15 protein-coding genes are annotated in these 14,007 nt (G+C 69.5%); 10 read left to right on the forward strand and 5 right to left on the reverse strand.

The genetic code is table 11. The features are described 5' to 3' along the window. Positions 1–8: 8 nt before the first annotated feature. The 7 genes from AB8619_RS12475 to AB8619_RS12505 all read left to right on the forward strand — a co-directional run bounded on the left by AB8619_RS12475 (position 9) and on the right by AB8619_RS12505 (position 5,936). Positions 9–362: a hypothetical protein gene (locus AB8619_RS12475; protein ID WP_436792955.1), complete on the forward strand. Its 354-nt coding sequence runs from the start codon at positions 9–11 to the stop codon at positions 360–362. Positions 363–519: 157 nt separating this feature from the next. Continuing rightward, positions 520–1,635 carry a glycosyltransferase family 4 protein gene (locus AB8619_RS12480; RefSeq protein WP_436792956.1) on the forward strand — a complete coding sequence of 372 codons (1,116 nt, stop codon included), beginning with the start codon at positions 520–522 and terminating at the stop codon, positions 1,633–1,635. A gap of 24 nt (positions 1,636–1,659) precedes the next feature. Continuing rightward, the gene (locus tag AB8619_RS12485; protein WP_436792957.1) at positions 1,660–2,592 is read left to right on the forward strand and encodes a GDP-mannose 4,6-dehydratase; all 933 of its coding nucleotides are present in this window, start codon (positions 1,660–1,662) and stop codon (positions 2,590–2,592) included. Beyond that, complete coding sequence (gene gmd / locus AB8619_RS12490) at positions 2,589–3,575, forward strand: GDP-mannose 4,6-dehydratase (RefSeq protein ID WP_436792958.1); 987 nt, start codon at positions 2,589–2,591, stop codon at positions 3,573–3,575. The genes AB8619_RS12485 and gmd overlap by 4 nt, the downstream gene beginning before the upstream one ends. Further along, on the forward strand, positions 3,572–4,489 hold the full coding sequence (gene cofD, locus AB8619_RS12495; RefSeq protein WP_436792959.1) for a 2-phospho-L-lactate transferase: 918 nt from the start codon (positions 3,572–3,574) through the stop codon (positions 4,487–4,489). Before gmd ends, cofD begins: the two co-directional genes overlap by 4 nt. Continuing rightward, on the forward strand, positions 4,486–5,214 hold the full coding sequence (gene cofE / locus AB8619_RS12500; protein WP_436792960.1) for a coenzyme F420-0:L-glutamate ligase: 729 nt from the start codon (positions 4,486–4,488) through the stop codon (positions 5,212–5,214). Before cofD ends, cofE begins: the two co-directional genes overlap by 4 nt. Next, positions 5,211–5,936 carry a glycosyltransferase family 2 protein gene (locus AB8619_RS12505; RefSeq protein ID WP_436792961.1) on the forward strand — a complete coding sequence of 242 codons (726 nt, stop codon included), beginning with the start codon at positions 5,211–5,213 and terminating at the stop codon, positions 5,934–5,936. Before cofE ends, AB8619_RS12505 begins: the two co-directional genes overlap by 4 nt. Here AB8619_RS12505 and AB8619_RS12510 read toward each other — a convergent pair. Genes AB8619_RS12510 through AB8619_RS12530 form a run of 5 tightly spaced genes read right to left on the reverse strand, consistent with a single transcriptional unit; the run spans position 5,905 to position 10,665 of the window. Then, positions 5,905–6,792, reverse strand: coding sequence for an NAD-dependent epimerase/dehydratase family protein (locus AB8619_RS12510; protein ID WP_436792962.1), 888 nt, complete (start codon positions 6,790–6,792; stop codon positions 5,905–5,907). The two genes, AB8619_RS12505 and AB8619_RS12510, sit on opposite strands and share 32 nt — an antisense overlap. Beyond that, positions 6,789–7,796, reverse strand: a complete 1,008-nt coding sequence (locus AB8619_RS12515) for a sugar phosphate nucleotidyltransferase (RefSeq protein WP_436792963.1) — start codon at positions 7,794–7,796, stop codon at positions 6,789–6,791. The genes AB8619_RS12510 and AB8619_RS12515 overlap by 4 nt, the downstream gene beginning before the upstream one ends. Next, a complete protein-coding gene (locus tag AB8619_RS12520; RefSeq protein WP_436792964.1) occupies positions 7,793–8,647 on the reverse strand; it encodes a hypothetical protein in 855 nt (284 codons plus the stop codon). The genes AB8619_RS12515 and AB8619_RS12520 overlap by 4 nt, the downstream gene beginning before the upstream one ends. A 12-nt stretch (positions 8,648–8,659) precedes the next feature. Continuing rightward, a complete protein-coding gene (locus AB8619_RS12525) occupies positions 8,660–9,799 on the reverse strand; it encodes a glycosyltransferase family 4 protein (RefSeq protein ID WP_436792965.1) in 1,140 nt (379 codons plus the stop codon). Then, a complete protein-coding gene (locus tag AB8619_RS12530; RefSeq protein ID WP_436792966.1) occupies positions 9,796–10,665 on the reverse strand; it encodes a glycosyltransferase family 4 protein in 870 nt (289 codons plus the stop codon). The genes AB8619_RS12525 and AB8619_RS12530 overlap by 4 nt, the downstream gene beginning before the upstream one ends. A 359-nt stretch (positions 10,666–11,024) precedes the next feature. Here AB8619_RS12530 and AB8619_RS12535 point away from each other — a divergent pair, with 359 nt between their 5' ends. The 3 genes from AB8619_RS12535 to AB8619_RS12545 are packed head-to-tail and all read left to right on the forward strand — an operon-like array spanning position 11,025 to position 14,006. After that, entirely contained in the window at positions 11,025–12,074 is a 1,050-nt protein-coding gene (locus AB8619_RS12535) for an NAD-dependent epimerase/dehydratase family protein (RefSeq protein ID WP_436792967.1), read from the forward strand. Positions 12,075–12,087: 13 nt separating this feature from the next. Next, positions 12,088–13,293: a glycosyltransferase family 4 protein gene (locus tag AB8619_RS12540; protein WP_436792968.1), complete on the forward strand. Its 1,206-nt coding sequence runs from the start codon at positions 12,088–12,090 to the stop codon at positions 13,291–13,293. After that, a complete protein-coding gene (locus tag AB8619_RS12545; RefSeq protein ID WP_436792969.1) occupies positions 13,290–14,006 on the forward strand; it encodes a hypothetical protein in 717 nt (238 codons plus the stop codon). The genes AB8619_RS12540 and AB8619_RS12545 overlap by 4 nt, the downstream gene beginning before the upstream one ends. Position 14,007 lies beyond the last annotated feature (1 nt).

Genomic DNA, 14,007 nt, shown 5'->3' on the forward strand with positions numbered 1-14,007 from the left:
TTTCAAGCATGACCGAGTTCACGATCGACGACATCAGCAAGACCCTCAAGGACAGCCTGTACGTGACGATCGGCCTCGGCGTGATCGCCTTCCAGAAGGCCCAGGTCCAGCGCCAGGAGCTCCGGAAGCAGGTCGAGGGCAACCTCGCCGGCACCCGCTCGCTCGTCAGCGACTCGATCAAGACCGTCCAGGAGCGTCTCGAGGCGGTCGAGGGACGCATCGACACCGTTCTCGACGACGTCGAACAGCAGCTCCCCGAGCAGGCCCGGAGCGTCATGCGCCAGGCCCGCGACGTGGCCAAGGACACCCGGACCCAGCTCGTCGACCTCGTCGAGCGTTCGGTGGAGACCGCCGACGCCTGACAACGATCTTCGTCCGATCCCCCTCGGACGATGACCTGGGCGGCCCCCCGACGAAACGTCGGCCGGTCGATCCCAGCTGCAGCGGCAGGTACCTTCCCCCGGGTCCCTGCCGCTGCTCTCGTTTTCTCCCGCTCACGGGCGAGGCAAGCTGTCGAGGATGCGTATCGCCGTCGACGCCACCTCGCTCCTCGACGTGCGCACTGGTGTCGGGAACTTCACCGACGCCGTCGTGCGCCGGCTCGGACAGCGGCCCGACATCGACACCACGATCTTCCCCATCAGCCTCCGGGGGCACCACAGGCTCCGTGACACGGCGCCACCGGGCGTCGACGTCGTCACCCCACCGCTCCCCGCTCGTCTCCTCCGCCGTTCGTGGCTCGCGACCGGACGACCGCGGATCGACCGCTTCATCGGCCCGCACGACCTCGTCTACGGACCGAACTTCGTCGTCCCGCCGTCGAGATCCGCACGGGTCGTCACCGTGCACGACCTGACGGCGATCCGCTTCCCCGAACTCTGCACGGCCGACACGCTCCAGTACCCCCGACTCCTCGAGCGAGCGATCGGCGACGGGGCATGGATCCACACCGTCTCCGACGCCGTGCGACGAGAGGTCATCGCCGACCTCGGTGCGGACGCGGACCGCGTGGTCGCCGTCCCCAACGGCCACCGCTCCGCCGATGGTGGCGATGCCGGGGTCGGACGCCGCCTGGCCGGACGCGACACGTACGCGCTCGCCGTGGGCACCGTCGAGCCCCGCAAGGGACTCCCGGGGCTGCTCGAGGCAATCGACCTGTTGGCGGCCGACGGGCAGGAGATCCCCCTGGTCCACGTCGGCCCCGACGGCTGGGGTTCAGCGGCCCTCGACGCCACCCTCGCCGCGATGCGTCGGCCGGACCTGTTCGTCCGACTCGGGCGGCGTTCCGACGACGAACTCGACGATCTGTTCGCCGGGGCCCGGGTGTTCGTGTACCCGTCGGTCTACGAGGGCTTCGGTCTCCCGGTGGTGGAGGCCATGTCGGCCGGGCTCCCGGTCGTCACCTCGGACGACCCCGCAGTCGTCGAGGTCGCCGGCGGCGCCGCCGTGCACACGCCGGTGGGCGACGTGGCGGCGCTCGCCGCCGGCATCGCTCGAGCATGGGACGACGAGGCCTTGCGCACCCGGCTCGTCGCGGAGGGTCGTCGGCGCGCCGACGAGTTCTCGTGGGACCGGTGCACCGACGGACTGGTCGACGTGTTCCACGCGGCGGTCGCCGATGGAGGGTCCGCCTGAGACGGGGCGGTACATTCCCCTCCGATGCGCGCCCTCGTCACCGGATCGCTCGGATTCGCCGGAACCCATCTGTGCGCCCATCTCCGCGAGCAGGGTGACGTCGTCATCGGTGTCGATCGCGACGATGCCGACCTCACCGACCCCAGCGCCGCCGAGCGACTGCTGTCGTCCCACCAGCCCGAGGTCGTCTACCACCTCGCCGGCGCGGCCGACGTCGGCGCGTCGTGGCGGGACCCGGTCGGCACGTGGGAGGCCAACGCGACGGCCAGCCTGTATCTGCTCGAGGCCGCACGCACGCTCGGGGTGCGCCGCGTGCTGCTGGTGTCGAGCGCCGACGTGTACGGCGCCGTGCAGGAGGAGGACCTCCCCCTCGACGAGTCGTCGCCCCTGCGACCCACGAGCCCGTATGCCGCCTCGAAGGTCGCGGCCGAGCAGGTCGCCCGCCAGGCATGGCTCGGACACGGACTCGAGACCATCCGCGTGCGGGCGTTCAACCACATCGGACCGGGGCAGCGGCCCGACTTCGTCGCCCCGGCGATCGCCACCGCCATCGCCCAGAACGAGCTCTCCGGATCGTCGGAGATCGCGATCGGCGACCTCTCCCCTCGTCGCGACTTCACCGATGTCCGCGACGTCGTCCGTGCCTATCGACTCCTGATGGCCCACGGCTCCCCCGGCGACGTCTACTGCGTCTGCTCCGGACGAGCCATCGCGATCCAGGACCTCGCCGACACCCTGGTCGCGATGGCCGAAGCGCCGATGCATCTCCGCACCGACCCGGACCGGCTCCGACCGGTCGACATCCCGGTGCTGCGGGGCTCGAACCAGAAGCTCCAGGACACCACCGGATGGACACCCGCCTACTCGATCGACGAGACACTCGCCGATCTGATGGCCGAGAGCCGACTCCGTGTCCGCTCCGACATCGCCACGCAGAACCCGAGGACGACACCATGAGCAATCCCAAGGCACTCGTGACCGGCATCACCGGTCAGGACGGCTCCTACCTGGCCGAGTTCCTCCTCTCGAAGGGCTACGACGTGGTCGGCGTCGCCCGCCGGTCCAGCACCGTCACCTTCGAGCGGATCGCCCACCTCCAGGCGGACATCGAGATCGTCTTCGGCGACATCCTCGACCAGGTCTCGATGATCACCCTCTTCGACCGGCACCAACCGGCCGAGGTGTACAACCTCGCCGCCCAGTCGTTCGTCCCGACGAGCTTCGACCAGCCCGTGCTCACCGGGGAGATCACCGGCCTCGGCGTGACCCGCGTGCTCGACGCCATCCGCGTCGTCGACCCGTCGATCCGCTTCTACCAGGCGTCGTCGTCGGAGATGTTCGGCAAGGTCCGCGAGGTCCCCCAGACCGAGGAGACCCCGTTCTGGCCGCGCTCCCCCTACGGCGCCGCCAAGGTCTACGGCCACTGGATGACGGTCAACTACCGCGAGAGCTACGGCCTCCACGCATCGTCCGGCATCCTCTTCAACCACGAATCACCGCGACGCGGACACGAGTTCCTCCCCCGCAAGGTCTCCTACAACGTCGCCAAGATCGCCCTCGGCATGCAGGACGAGTTGCGCCTCGGGAACCTCGACGCCCGTCGCGACTGGGGCTTCGCCGGCGACTACGTCGAGGCCATGTGGCTGATGCTCCAGCAGGACGAGCCCGACGACTACGTGATCTCGACCGGTGAGACACACGAGGTGCGCGAGCTCGTGCAGCTCGCCTTCGCCCACGCCGGCCTCGACTGGGAGGACCACGTCGTGATCGACGAGGCCTTCTACCGGCCGGCCGAGGTCGACCTCCTCATCGGCGACTGCGAGAAGGCCCGCACCAAGCTGGGCTGGAAGCCGCGGACGTCGTTCACCGAGCTCGTGCAGATGATGGTCGACGCCGACCTGGCGCTGCTCAAGGGCGACCTGCGGGACATCGCCCGTTGAGCGTCGCCGTCCTCTGCGGCGGGGTGGGTGCGGCGCGACTCCTCAGCGGCCTCGTCCACGTCGTCGATCCCGGCGACATCACCGCGCTCGTCAACGTCGGCGACGACACCGTCCTGCACGGCCTCCACATCAGCCCCGACATCGACACGATCATCTACACCCTCGCCGGCGCGATCGATCCCGAGCGCGGGTGGGGCCTCGTCGACGAGACCTGGAATGCCATGGCGCAGTTCGGGCGGCTCGGCAATCCGACCTGGTTCAACCTCGGCGATCGCGACCTGGCGACACACATCGTCCGGTCCGAGCGACTGGCACGCGGCGATGCGTTGTCCGAGATCACCGATCACCTGGCCAGGTCGTGGGAGCTGCGATGCGGGATCCTCCCGATCACCGACGATCGCCTGCGGACGATGGTCACCGTCGCCGACGGCGAGATCTCCTTCCAGGAGTACTTCGTCGGCCGTCAACACGACGTCGCCGTCTCCCAGGTCCGGTTCGACGGTGCCGAGGAGACCGTCCCGGCCCCTGGTGTGCTCGACGCGCTCCGCGAGGCCCAGCACGTCGTGATCGCCCCGTCGAACCCGATCGTCTCGATCGATCCCCTCCTCGCCGTGCCCGGTGTCCGACAAGCGGTCGAGAACCGACGAGGCGACACCGTGGCCGTGTCGCCGATCGTCGGAGGCCTGGCCATCAAGGGACCTGCGGCGAACATGCTCGACGAACTCGGCCACGAGGCCTCGGTCGTCGGCATCGCCCGGCTCTACGCACCCCTCGCCGCGACCCTGGTCATCGACGAGGCCGACGCCGATCGCGCCGGCGACGTCGAGGCCGAGGGCATGCGGTGCGTCGTCACCGACACCATCATGCGCGATGTCGACCGGGCGACGGCCCTCGCCCGGACAGTGCTGGCATGAGCCCGGTGCCCGGCGAACTGCGCATCATCCCGGTCGCCGGGATCGGCGAGATCGCGGACGGGAGCGACCTGGCCGGGATCATCGCCGAAGCATGCGGGGCCGACCCGGCCACGACGCTCGTCGACGGCGACGTCCTCGTCGTCACCCAGAAGGTCGTCTCGAAGGCCGAGGGCCGGATCGAGGCCATCGACTTCGACGACCCGAAGCTCCACAAGGCCATCGTGGAGCGCGAGTCGGCGCGCATCGTCCGGCGCCGCGGCGACCTCATCATCTCCGAGACCAGCCACGGATGGATCTGCGCCAATGCCGGCGTCGATCTGTCGAACATCGAGGAGGGCTTCGCCGCCCTGCTCCCGGTCGACTCCGATCGATCGGCCCGCCGCATCCGTGACGCGCTCCGGCATCGCTTCGGCGTCGACGTGGCCGTCATCGTCTCGGACACGTTCGGACGCCCGTGGCGACGAGGCCTGACCGACGTCGCCATCGGGTGTGCCGGCATCCTGCCGATCGCCGACCTCCGAGGCTCGACCGACTCGCTCGGCCGCGAACTCCAGGTCACCGAGGTCTGCATCGTCGACGAACTCGCTGCGGCAGCCGACCTCGTGTGCGGGAAGGCCGCCGGCATCCCGGTCGCCATCTGCCGCGGGGTCGACCCGTCGTGGTTGGGTGAGGGCGCCGCCGAGCGCGATCTCCCCCGTCACCCGAGCGAGGATCTGTTCCGATGACCACCGCGTGTCTGTCCGTCGTGATGCCCGCCTTCAACGAGGAGGCGACGATCCTCGAGGCCATCGACGAGGTGCTGGCGTCGCCGTGGGTCATCGAGGTCATCGTGGTCGACGACTGCTCGACCGACGACACCGCTTCGTTGCTGGCGACGGTGACCGACCCGCGGGTCCGGGTCCTCCACCACGACCGCAACCAGGGCAAGGGCGCCGCGCTCCGCACCGGATTCGCGTCGGTCACGGCCGAGTTCGTGATCATCCAGGACGCCGACCTCGAGTACGACGCCGGCGAGTACGGCACGCTGCTCGAACCCCTGGTCGGCGGGCGAGCCGACGTCGTCTACGGCTCACGCTTCGCCGGCGGCGAGTCGCACCGTGTCCTCTTCTTCTGGCACTCGGTCGGGAACAAGCTGCTCACCCTGGCCTCGAACATGGTCACCAACCTGAACCTGACCGACATGGAGACCTGTTACAAGGCCTTCCGCACCGACGTGCTCCAACAGGTCGAGATCGAGGAGGACCGGTTCGGGTTCGAACCCGAGATCACCGCGAAGCTCGCTCGACTCGACGTGCGCTTCTACGAGGTCGGGATCTCCTACGACGGCCGGACCTACGACGAGGGCAAGAAGATCGGTTGGCGCGACGGCGTCTGGGCGTTCGTCTGCATCGCCCGCTACGGCGTCGTGCGACGCTTCACCGATCCAACGCAACCACTGCGTCGGTGAGTCCCTCGGCGAGCGGTGTGAACGCCTTCCAGCCCAGGTAGAGCTCGGCCCGCGCCGGGTCGACCGGCACGACACCGGGCTCGTCGGCTCGTTCGGCGCCGGGAACCAACTCGTCGTCGCGGCCGACCATCGCCGCCATCGCTCCGTGGAGGCTGGCGATCGACGTCTGCCGACCGGTTCCCACGTCGACCGACAGACCGTCGGCCGCCGTGGCGGCCTTCACCAGCGCGTCGACGGCGTCGTCCACGTAGAGCAGGTCACGGCTCTGCTCCCCGGAGCCGTGCACGACGCAGGGCTGGCCACGGACGAGTCGCTCGGCGAACGTCGCGACCACGGCGCTCTCGCGCCCCGGTCGCTGGCGGGGCCCGAAGACCGTCGGCAACACGACGATCGTGTGCTCCAGTCCGTGGAGTTCCCGGTAGCGCACGGCGAGGTCGTCGACCATCGCCCGGGTCGTGTGTCGAGCCGATCGTCCGCTGCGAGCGCGGGCACTGCCGGCGAGGACGACCTTGTCGGTCCCGGCGGCGAGGGCAGCTTCGAGCACCTGCACGGTGCCGGCGACGTCGATCGACGCCGATGCGCTGTTGCTCAGGGAGCCGGAGCGATCGGTGTTCGTCGCGAGGTGGTAGACGATCTCGGGTCGCCGATGGACCAGCAGGTCACAGAGCGAGTCGTCGCGGACGTCGAGCTGATGGATCTTGAGCCGCCCGGACGCCTCGGCACGAGCGCCCGCGAGGTTCCCGAGCGTGCCGGATCGCAGGTCGTCGACGATGTCGACGTGGTGTCCACCGGCGAGGATTCGATCGACCAATGACGAGCCGATGAATCCGGCGCCGCCGGTCACCAGGATCTTCACCCGGCGCCCGGGTCTTCTGCGGGGACCCGCTCGCCCTTCAGACGCGCATCGGGCTCGATGTCGACGGCGTCACCGATCACGGTGAGATCGAGGAGTTCGGCGCCGGACCGGATCACCGCGCCCGGCCCCACGATGGAGCGATGGATACGCGCACCGGACTCGACCACGGCACCCGACAGCACCACGGCGTCGGTCAGCGTCGCGTCGTTGCCGATCGTGGCGTCCGCTCCGATGACCGATCGCTCGACATGAGCCGACTCGGAGATGGTGGCGCTCTCGTGCACCGCGCCGGGACCGTCGGAGGGCAACAGGTCGAGGTTGGCTTGGAGATAGGTCTCGGGTGTGCCAGCGTCGAGCCAGTAGGCCCCCCCGTCGAGGGCGAACAGCGTGCCCGCCTCGACCAGGGCCGGGAAGGTCTCCCGCTCGACCGACACCGGTCGTCCGACGTCGATGCGACCGAGCACGCTCGGCTCGAAGACATAGGTCCCGGCGTTGATCTTGTTGCTCGGAGCGTCCTCGCGGTCGGGCTTCTCGATGAACGCCTCGACTTGGCCGGCGACATCGGTGACCACCACGCCGTAGCGCGACGGGTCCTCGACCTCGTGCAGGTCGATCGTCGCTTCGGCACCCGACGCATCGTGGAACCGCACGAGTCGGGTGACGTCGAGATCGGTGAGCACGTCGCCGTTGACGACGATGAAGCGCTCGTCGATGCCCGCTTCACCAGCGGCGAAGCGGATCGCACCCGCCGTGTCGAGCGGTTCGTCCTCGACCGCGTAGGCCAGACGCACGCCGGCGCAGAGGCCGTCGGGATAGGCGGCGAGGAACGTGTCGGGCTTGTAGCCGAGCGCCAGCACCGCCTCGGTCACGCCGTGCTCGGCGAGGTGGGCGACCACCCGCTCGACCATCGGGACATGGACGACCGGAAGCAGGTTCTTCGGCGTGGTGAGGGTCAGGGGCCGGAGCCTCGTACCGAAGCCTCCGACCAGGATGACGGCCTTCACGAGCCGGCGTCACCCTCGGTCGCGTCGACCGTCGTGTCGTCGGTCGTCGTGTCGTCGGTCGTCGTGTCGTCCGGAGTCGTGTCGTCGGTCGTCGTGTCGTCGACCGTGGTGTCGTCGGTGGCGCCGTCGAACTGCGCGTCGTCGGGGACCTGGTCCTCGGGGACGCCGAGGTCTGCGCCAACGCTCGAGAGTTCGCCGGTGCTGTCGGGTAGAGGGATCTCGGTGCCCTCGGGAGCGAAGGCGATGGTGAACGCCTGCCCGTCGGCGTCGAAGCGGATCTCGTCGAAGTTCTCGGTCACGATGACGGGATCGGCGCCGTCGAGTCCGGCCTGGGCCGACTCCCACACCGCGACCTGGACGATCGGATCGCCGTCGAGGCCCTCGCAGGTGTCGGTGCCCTCTTCGTAGGTCTTGCCCGCGGGGAGCTCGAGGCGGTCGTCCTCGAGCACGCCGCCGCCACCGAGCGCCACACCGGCGTCGGCGAACCAGTTGACCAGCGTGGCGTTCTTGCCCGAGCGCGAGGTCGCGAACGGGTGGATGTGGAGCAGTCCGTCGCCGTGGGTGTGGTTGCCACCGTTCTGCGGGGCGATGAACTCGGGGAGCTGCGGCTCCATCTGGTCGCAGATGAAGACGCCGTAGGCGGAGTGCCAGTGGTCCTCGTTGGCCAGCGGCGCCTCGAGTGCCTCGGCCGAGCGGGTGTCCCGGGCGTAGACGACGAGGACGAGGCCGAGCACCATCACGAGCGACAGCGCAGCCGGGAACAGGAAGTTCCGCTCGCCAGCGGCACGTGCGCGCCCGCCACCCGCCTTCGCAGCGCGTGCGACCTTCTTGTTGGACGAAGCCTTACCCATAGCCGAGCGAGGCTACTGCCCGATCGAGGCCGAGCGGTAAGCGGCCAGGAGGCGTTCCGCCGTCCGCTCGGGGCCGAACGTCGCCGCCCGCAGACGCCCGGCGTCGACGAGCGATGCTCGGTGCACCTCGTCGCTGAGCACGCGGTGTACCTCGATCGCCAGTTGATGGTCGTCACCGGCGGGGAAGACGACGCCTGCATCGCCGATCACCTCGACCAGGGCGCCGGCGTCGGCAGCCACCACGGGCGCTCCCAGCGACATGGCCTCGAGCACGGGGATCCCGAACCCCTCGTAGCGCGACGGGAACACCACCGCCGTCGCCCCTTCGATCAACGCCAGCACCGAGGCATTGGGGAGTCGGCCGGTACGGATGACCCTGCCGCCGAGCCCCAGCCGTTTGATCTCGGCCAGGACGTCGGGTTCGGCAGGACCCACGCCTCCGGGCAGGACGAGCTTGAGGTCCGGGTGCCGGTCGACGAGGTGGCCCACGGCGCGGATCGCCGTGATGTGGTCCTTGTGGGCATAGGTGATCGCCGGCAACACGAGCGTGGGTCCCTGGAGTCCCCAGCGCCCTCGCACCAGGTCGACGTCGGCGCGGCCGCCGACGTCGGGAGTCGACCAGGGAACGACGTCGATGCGATCCGGGTCCGCGTCGAGATGCTCGACCAGCGACGAGCGGACGAACGCCGACGGCACCGTGATCCGCCGAGCGCCGGCGACGGCGGACGGGATCGCTCGACGGAGGAATGCCACCCGGGTCCGGGGGAACCGCTGCGGGTACAGCAGCGGCTGGATGTCGTGGATCGTGAGCACGCGTGGCACCTCGACGCTCCCGGGCGAGGTGCCACCGGCGTCGTGGAGCAGGTCGATGCCCAGCCGACGGACCATGGCGGGAAGCCATGTGTGCTCGGCCAGCACGCGGACGGCCCTGCGGCCGGCCGGGAGCGGGATGGTGTGGGTCTCGAACGACGAAGCGAGCTCGGGATACGCGTCGACGAATCCTGTCGACGCCAGGAGGACGATCTCGAAGTTGCGGGGAGCGCGCCGATGCAGTGCGGCGAGCGCCCGCACCGTGGCCTGCTCGGAGCCCCCGACTCCCCCGGGGACGAGCCAGCACAGGTTGATCCCGACCCGTCGTCTGCGAACCGTCATGCGAGCACCGCCTGGTAGCCGTCGACGACGGCCGATGCGGCCCGCTCCCAGGTGTAGGTCGAGGCGCGCCGTCGCGCCTCGTCGGCTGTGCGCTGTCGCGCGGACGGATCGTCGAGCAGCCCGGCGATCGCATCCGCGATGGCCGACGGATCGGTGGGATCGACCGCGATGCCCGCTCCGTCGACCACGAGTTCCGCGGTCGACGTCCCCGACGACGTCACCACGGGGCAACCGAGCGCCATCGACTCGAGCACCGGCAACCCGAATCCCTCGAACAAACTCGGGTACACCGACACTGCGGCACCCCGGTAGAGCGCGTCGCGCACCGCTGCGGACACGAACCCGGTCTTCACCAGTCGGTCGGGGACGAGCGCAGGGTCGATCGCGTCGCCCCATCCCTCGGGACCCACGACCACGAGATCGGCATCGCGGCCCAGCAGTCGCCAGGCCTCGAGCATCCCCAGCAGGTTCTTCCTCGGCTCCAACGTGCCCACCATGACGACGTAGTCGCCGGTGAGTCCGAACCGGGCACGGGCGGCGGCAACGTCGTCGGCATCGGGGTCCGACACGGTGACGCCCCAGGGCACGTGGCGCAGCCGAGCACGGTCGATCCCGGCCGCCACGCAGTCCTCGAGCGTCGCCATCGAAGGGACGAACACCAGTCGGGCCCGTTCGATGGTGAGCTGCAACGCCCGCCGGAAGAACCGCAGCCCGTGGCGGGTGAACATCCCGGGGTGGTGGAGGAATGCGAGGTCGTGGATCGTGACGACGAGCGGTGCCTCGCTCGGAGCGATCGCCCCACCGACCACGTGACACAGGTCGACGGGACCGGTCGCCGACTCGAACTCGGGGCCGGCCGAGTCCATGCCAGGTCTCGTAGAGCAGGGTGCGAGGGAGCGGCAGATGCTCGACCTCGACGGTCGGACGCCATGGCTCTGGCGGCGGAGCAGCGTGTCGGGCGGCGACCCCCACGATCTCGATCCCCGGTACGGCGGCGAGGGCCGTGGTCAGGTCGATCGAGGTGCTGGCGGTTCCCCCGGGCACCTCGTGCCAGCACTGTTCCAACGGGACCGCGACGCGCATCGGAGCGGAGTCTGGCACGGGATCCGACGGCTTCCGGCGGACGCACGCCATCACGGAGGCCCCGAGCGACGTCGGTACACTCGCCCATCGTGCGACTCCTGGGACACCGACGCTCGAAGGTCTCGGTCTCGAAGGTCCTCCGATGAAGGTCCTCGTGACCGGCAGCGCCGGACTCATCGGGTCCGAAGCGGTCTCGTTCTTCGACGCCATGGGCTTCCGGGTCGACGGGATCGACAACAACGGACGCGCCGACTTCTTCGGACCCCAGGGCGACACGACCTGGAATCGTCAGCGCCTCGAGGCCCAGAGTCGCGACTACACCCATCACGACATCGACATCCGGAAGTTCGACGCCGTCGAAGCGGTCTTCCGCGACCGTGGCTACGACCTCGTGATCCACACGGCGGCGCAGCCGAGCCACGACCTCGCCGCCTCGCGCCCGCTCGACGACTTCGAGACGAACGCGAACGGCACGCTCCACCTGCTCGAGGCGTGCCGTCGGCACAGCCCCGATGCGGTCTTCGTGTACGTGTCGACCAACAAGGTCTACGGCGACAACCCCAACCGTCTCGAACTCGTCGAGAAGGACACCCGCTGGGACTACGCCGATCCCGCCTTCTCCCAGGGCATCGACGAGACCATGTCGGTCGAGGGATGCCTGCACTCGCTGTTCGGCGTGTCGAAGCTGTCGGCCGACCTCGCCTGCCAGGAGTACGGCCGGTACTTCGGCATGAAGACCGGGATCTTCCGCGGCGGATGCCTGACCGGGCCGCACCACAGCGGCGTCGAACTCCACGGCTTCCTCTCCTACCTGGTCACGACGTCGCTCCGCGAGGGGCCGTACACGATCTTCGGCTACAAGGGGAAGCAGGTCCGCGACCAGATCCACAGCGAGGACGTGATCAACGCGTTCTGGGCCTTCGCCCAGGACCCCCGCCCGGGCGAGGTGTACAACCTCGGCGGAGGCAAGGAGAACGCCGCGAGCCTGCTCGAATGCGTCGAGATGATCGCCGAGCGGACCGGCAAGCGTCCGGACCTCACCTACGACGAGACCAACCGGGTCGGCGACCACATCTGCTACTACACCGACATGGCGAAGTTCCGGTCACACTTCCCCGACTGGTCGCTCCGGTACTCGCTCGACGACATCGTCGACCAGATGGTGGAACTGGTCGGACAGCGGACCGGTTGAACGGCCGACCCTCGTGAACATCTGCCTGCTGAACCAGTTCTACGCGCCGGACGTCTCCCCCACCGCGCAACTGGCCACCTCACTGATCGAACACCGGGCGGCACTCGGCGACGAGTGCACCGTGGTGTGCGGCTCCGGCGGCTACGCCGACGCCCGCGACTCCCGACCACTCGCCGACGCCGTCCGGATCCGTCGTGCCTGGTCGCCGAGTCTGGGACGCAGCCGCATCGTGTCGCGGGCCACGACGTACACCGCGTACTTCCTCGCTGCGCTGTGGACCATGCTCCGCATGCCGCGACAGGACGTGATCGTGGTCATGACGACTCCGCCGTTCGTCTACCTCATCGCCCTCGCACACAAGCTGCGCCACCGCGACACCCGCGTGGTGTTGTGGAGCATGGACGTCTATCCCGAGGTCGCCGAGCGTCTCCGGGCGGTGAGCGAGCGCAGCTTCATCTCGCGACTGCTCCGGCGTCTCAACGCGTGGGCGCTCCCCAAGCTCGACTCGGTGATCGTGCTCGACGGCGCCATGGCCGACCTCCTGCGCGATGCCGGTGCTCCGGCCGACCGGGTGCACGTCATCCCGAACTGGGAGCGGGCGTCGCTCTACACGGGGACCGACGTGGCGCGGTGGCCGGGCTACGAGCAGCTCGGCCTCACCGACCGGTTCGTCCTCCTCTACCTCGGCAACATCGGACTCGGGCACCAGTTCGAGACCGTCGTGGCCGCCGCTCCGCAGCTCGCCGACGACGGCGTCACCATCCTGTTCGTGGGTGGGGGTCCTCGCTGGGAGGACCTCCGGGCCCGCGCCGCCGACGTCGACAACGTTGTCCTGCACGACTACGTCGACAAGGACCAGACCCCCGGGGTCCTCGCCGGCGCCCACGCGACGCTGATCTGCCTCGACGACCAGGCCCTCGGGGTCATGAGCCCGTCGAAACTCCACGGGAGCCTCGGCATGGCGACCCCCGTCGTCTACGTCGGACCCCACGGGTCGAACATCACCGAGGCGATCGATCGCTTCGCGTGTGGTGTCTCGGTCCGCACCGGCGACGTCGATTCCCTGGTCGCTGCCGTCCGCGCCTGGAAGGATGATCCGGACTCGCTGGCGCAGGCATCAGCGCAGGCTCGGATCGCGTTCCTCGAGCGGTACTGCGACGACGCGACGCTTCCGCTGTGGGATGAACTGCTGGACCACCAGAACGAGGACGGACGATGACCGACCCGACCCAGATGATCCCGACCGTCGGCGGACCGACGGTCGGCGGCCCGCCCGCAACACCCCCGCCCGGAGAACCCCCGGTCGGTGGACCGGGCGACGACGACGGCGACGGTGGCGGCATGGATCGCCGCTTGCTGGCGATCCTCGGCCTGCTCGGCGCGATCGTCGTCCTGCTGGTGATCCTCCTCGTCGTGGTGTCGAGCGGCGACGACGGCGACACCACCGCCACCACCTCGACCACCGGCTCCACCACGACCGAGGCGACGACCACGACCGTGGCCGACACCACCACCACGAGCGAGACGACCACGACGACCGTGGCCGAGACCACCACGACGAGTGAGTCCACGACGACCACCGAGGCCACGACGACCACGACCGCACCGCCACCGACGATCGCGCCGTCGCGGTGCGTCGGCGACAGGGCGACCGACGACCCGGACGACACCGCGATCGTGTTCTACGACGCCTGGACGGTCGACGACACCGACTGTGCCGAGAACGTCGCCACCGACGACGCGATCGCCACCTTGTTCCGAGCCAACGGCTCGGGTGCCGACTGGGACTTCCAGTCGTGCGAGGACAACGGCCTCGGCGAGACGTTGATCGAGTGCGCCTTCCGCTACGAGGGCGGTGCGGCGTTCTTCGAGATGCAGGTGGGGCCGGACACCCGCTGGCGGGTCGAGTCGGTCCGCTTCCGCGCCGACTGAT

Source organism: Actinospongiicola halichondriae (assembly GCF_049103745.1).
In the GTDB taxonomy this organism is placed as follows: domain Bacteria; phylum Actinomycetota; class Acidimicrobiia; order Acidimicrobiales; family Salinilacustritrichaceae; genus Salinilacustrithrix; species Salinilacustrithrix halichondriae.

Coding starts and splice junctions, on each gene's coding strand:
- AB8619_RS12475 (WP_436792955.1), top strand. CDS start 9: ATGACCGAGTTCACGATCGACGACATCAGCAAGACCCTCAAGGACAGC.
- AB8619_RS12480 (WP_436792956.1), top strand. CDS start 520: ATGCGTATCGCCGTCGACGCCACCTCGCTCCTCGACGTGCGCACTGGT.
- AB8619_RS12485 (WP_436792957.1), top strand. CDS start 1,660: ATGCGCGCCCTCGTCACCGGATCGCTCGGATTCGCCGGAACCCATCTG.
- gmd (WP_436792958.1), top strand. CDS start 2,589: ATGAGCAATCCCAAGGCACTCGTGACCGGCATCACCGGTCAGGACGGC.
- cofE (WP_436792960.1), top strand. CDS start 4,486: ATGAGCCCGGTGCCCGGCGAACTGCGCATCATCCCGGTCGCCGGGATC.
- AB8619_RS12505 (WP_436792961.1), top strand. CDS start 5,211: ATGACCACCGCGTGTCTGTCCGTCGTGATGCCCGCCTTCAACGAGGAG.
- AB8619_RS12520 (WP_436792964.1), bottom strand. CDS start 8,647: ATGGGTAAGGCTTCGTCCAACAAGAAGGTCGCACGCGCTGCGAAGGCG.
- AB8619_RS12525 (WP_436792965.1), bottom strand. CDS start 9,799: ATGACGGTTCGCAGACGACGGGTCGGGATCAACCTGTGCTGGCTCGTC.
- AB8619_RS12530 (WP_436792966.1), bottom strand. CDS start 10,665: ATGGACTCGGCCGGCCCCGAGTTCGAGTCGGCGACCGGTCCCGTCGAC.
- AB8619_RS12535 (WP_436792967.1), top strand. CDS start 11,025: ATGAAGGTCCTCGTGACCGGCAGCGCCGGACTCATCGGGTCCGAAGCG.
- AB8619_RS12545 (WP_436792969.1), top strand. CDS start 13,290: ATGACCGACCCGACCCAGATGATCCCGACCGTCGGCGGACCGACGGTC.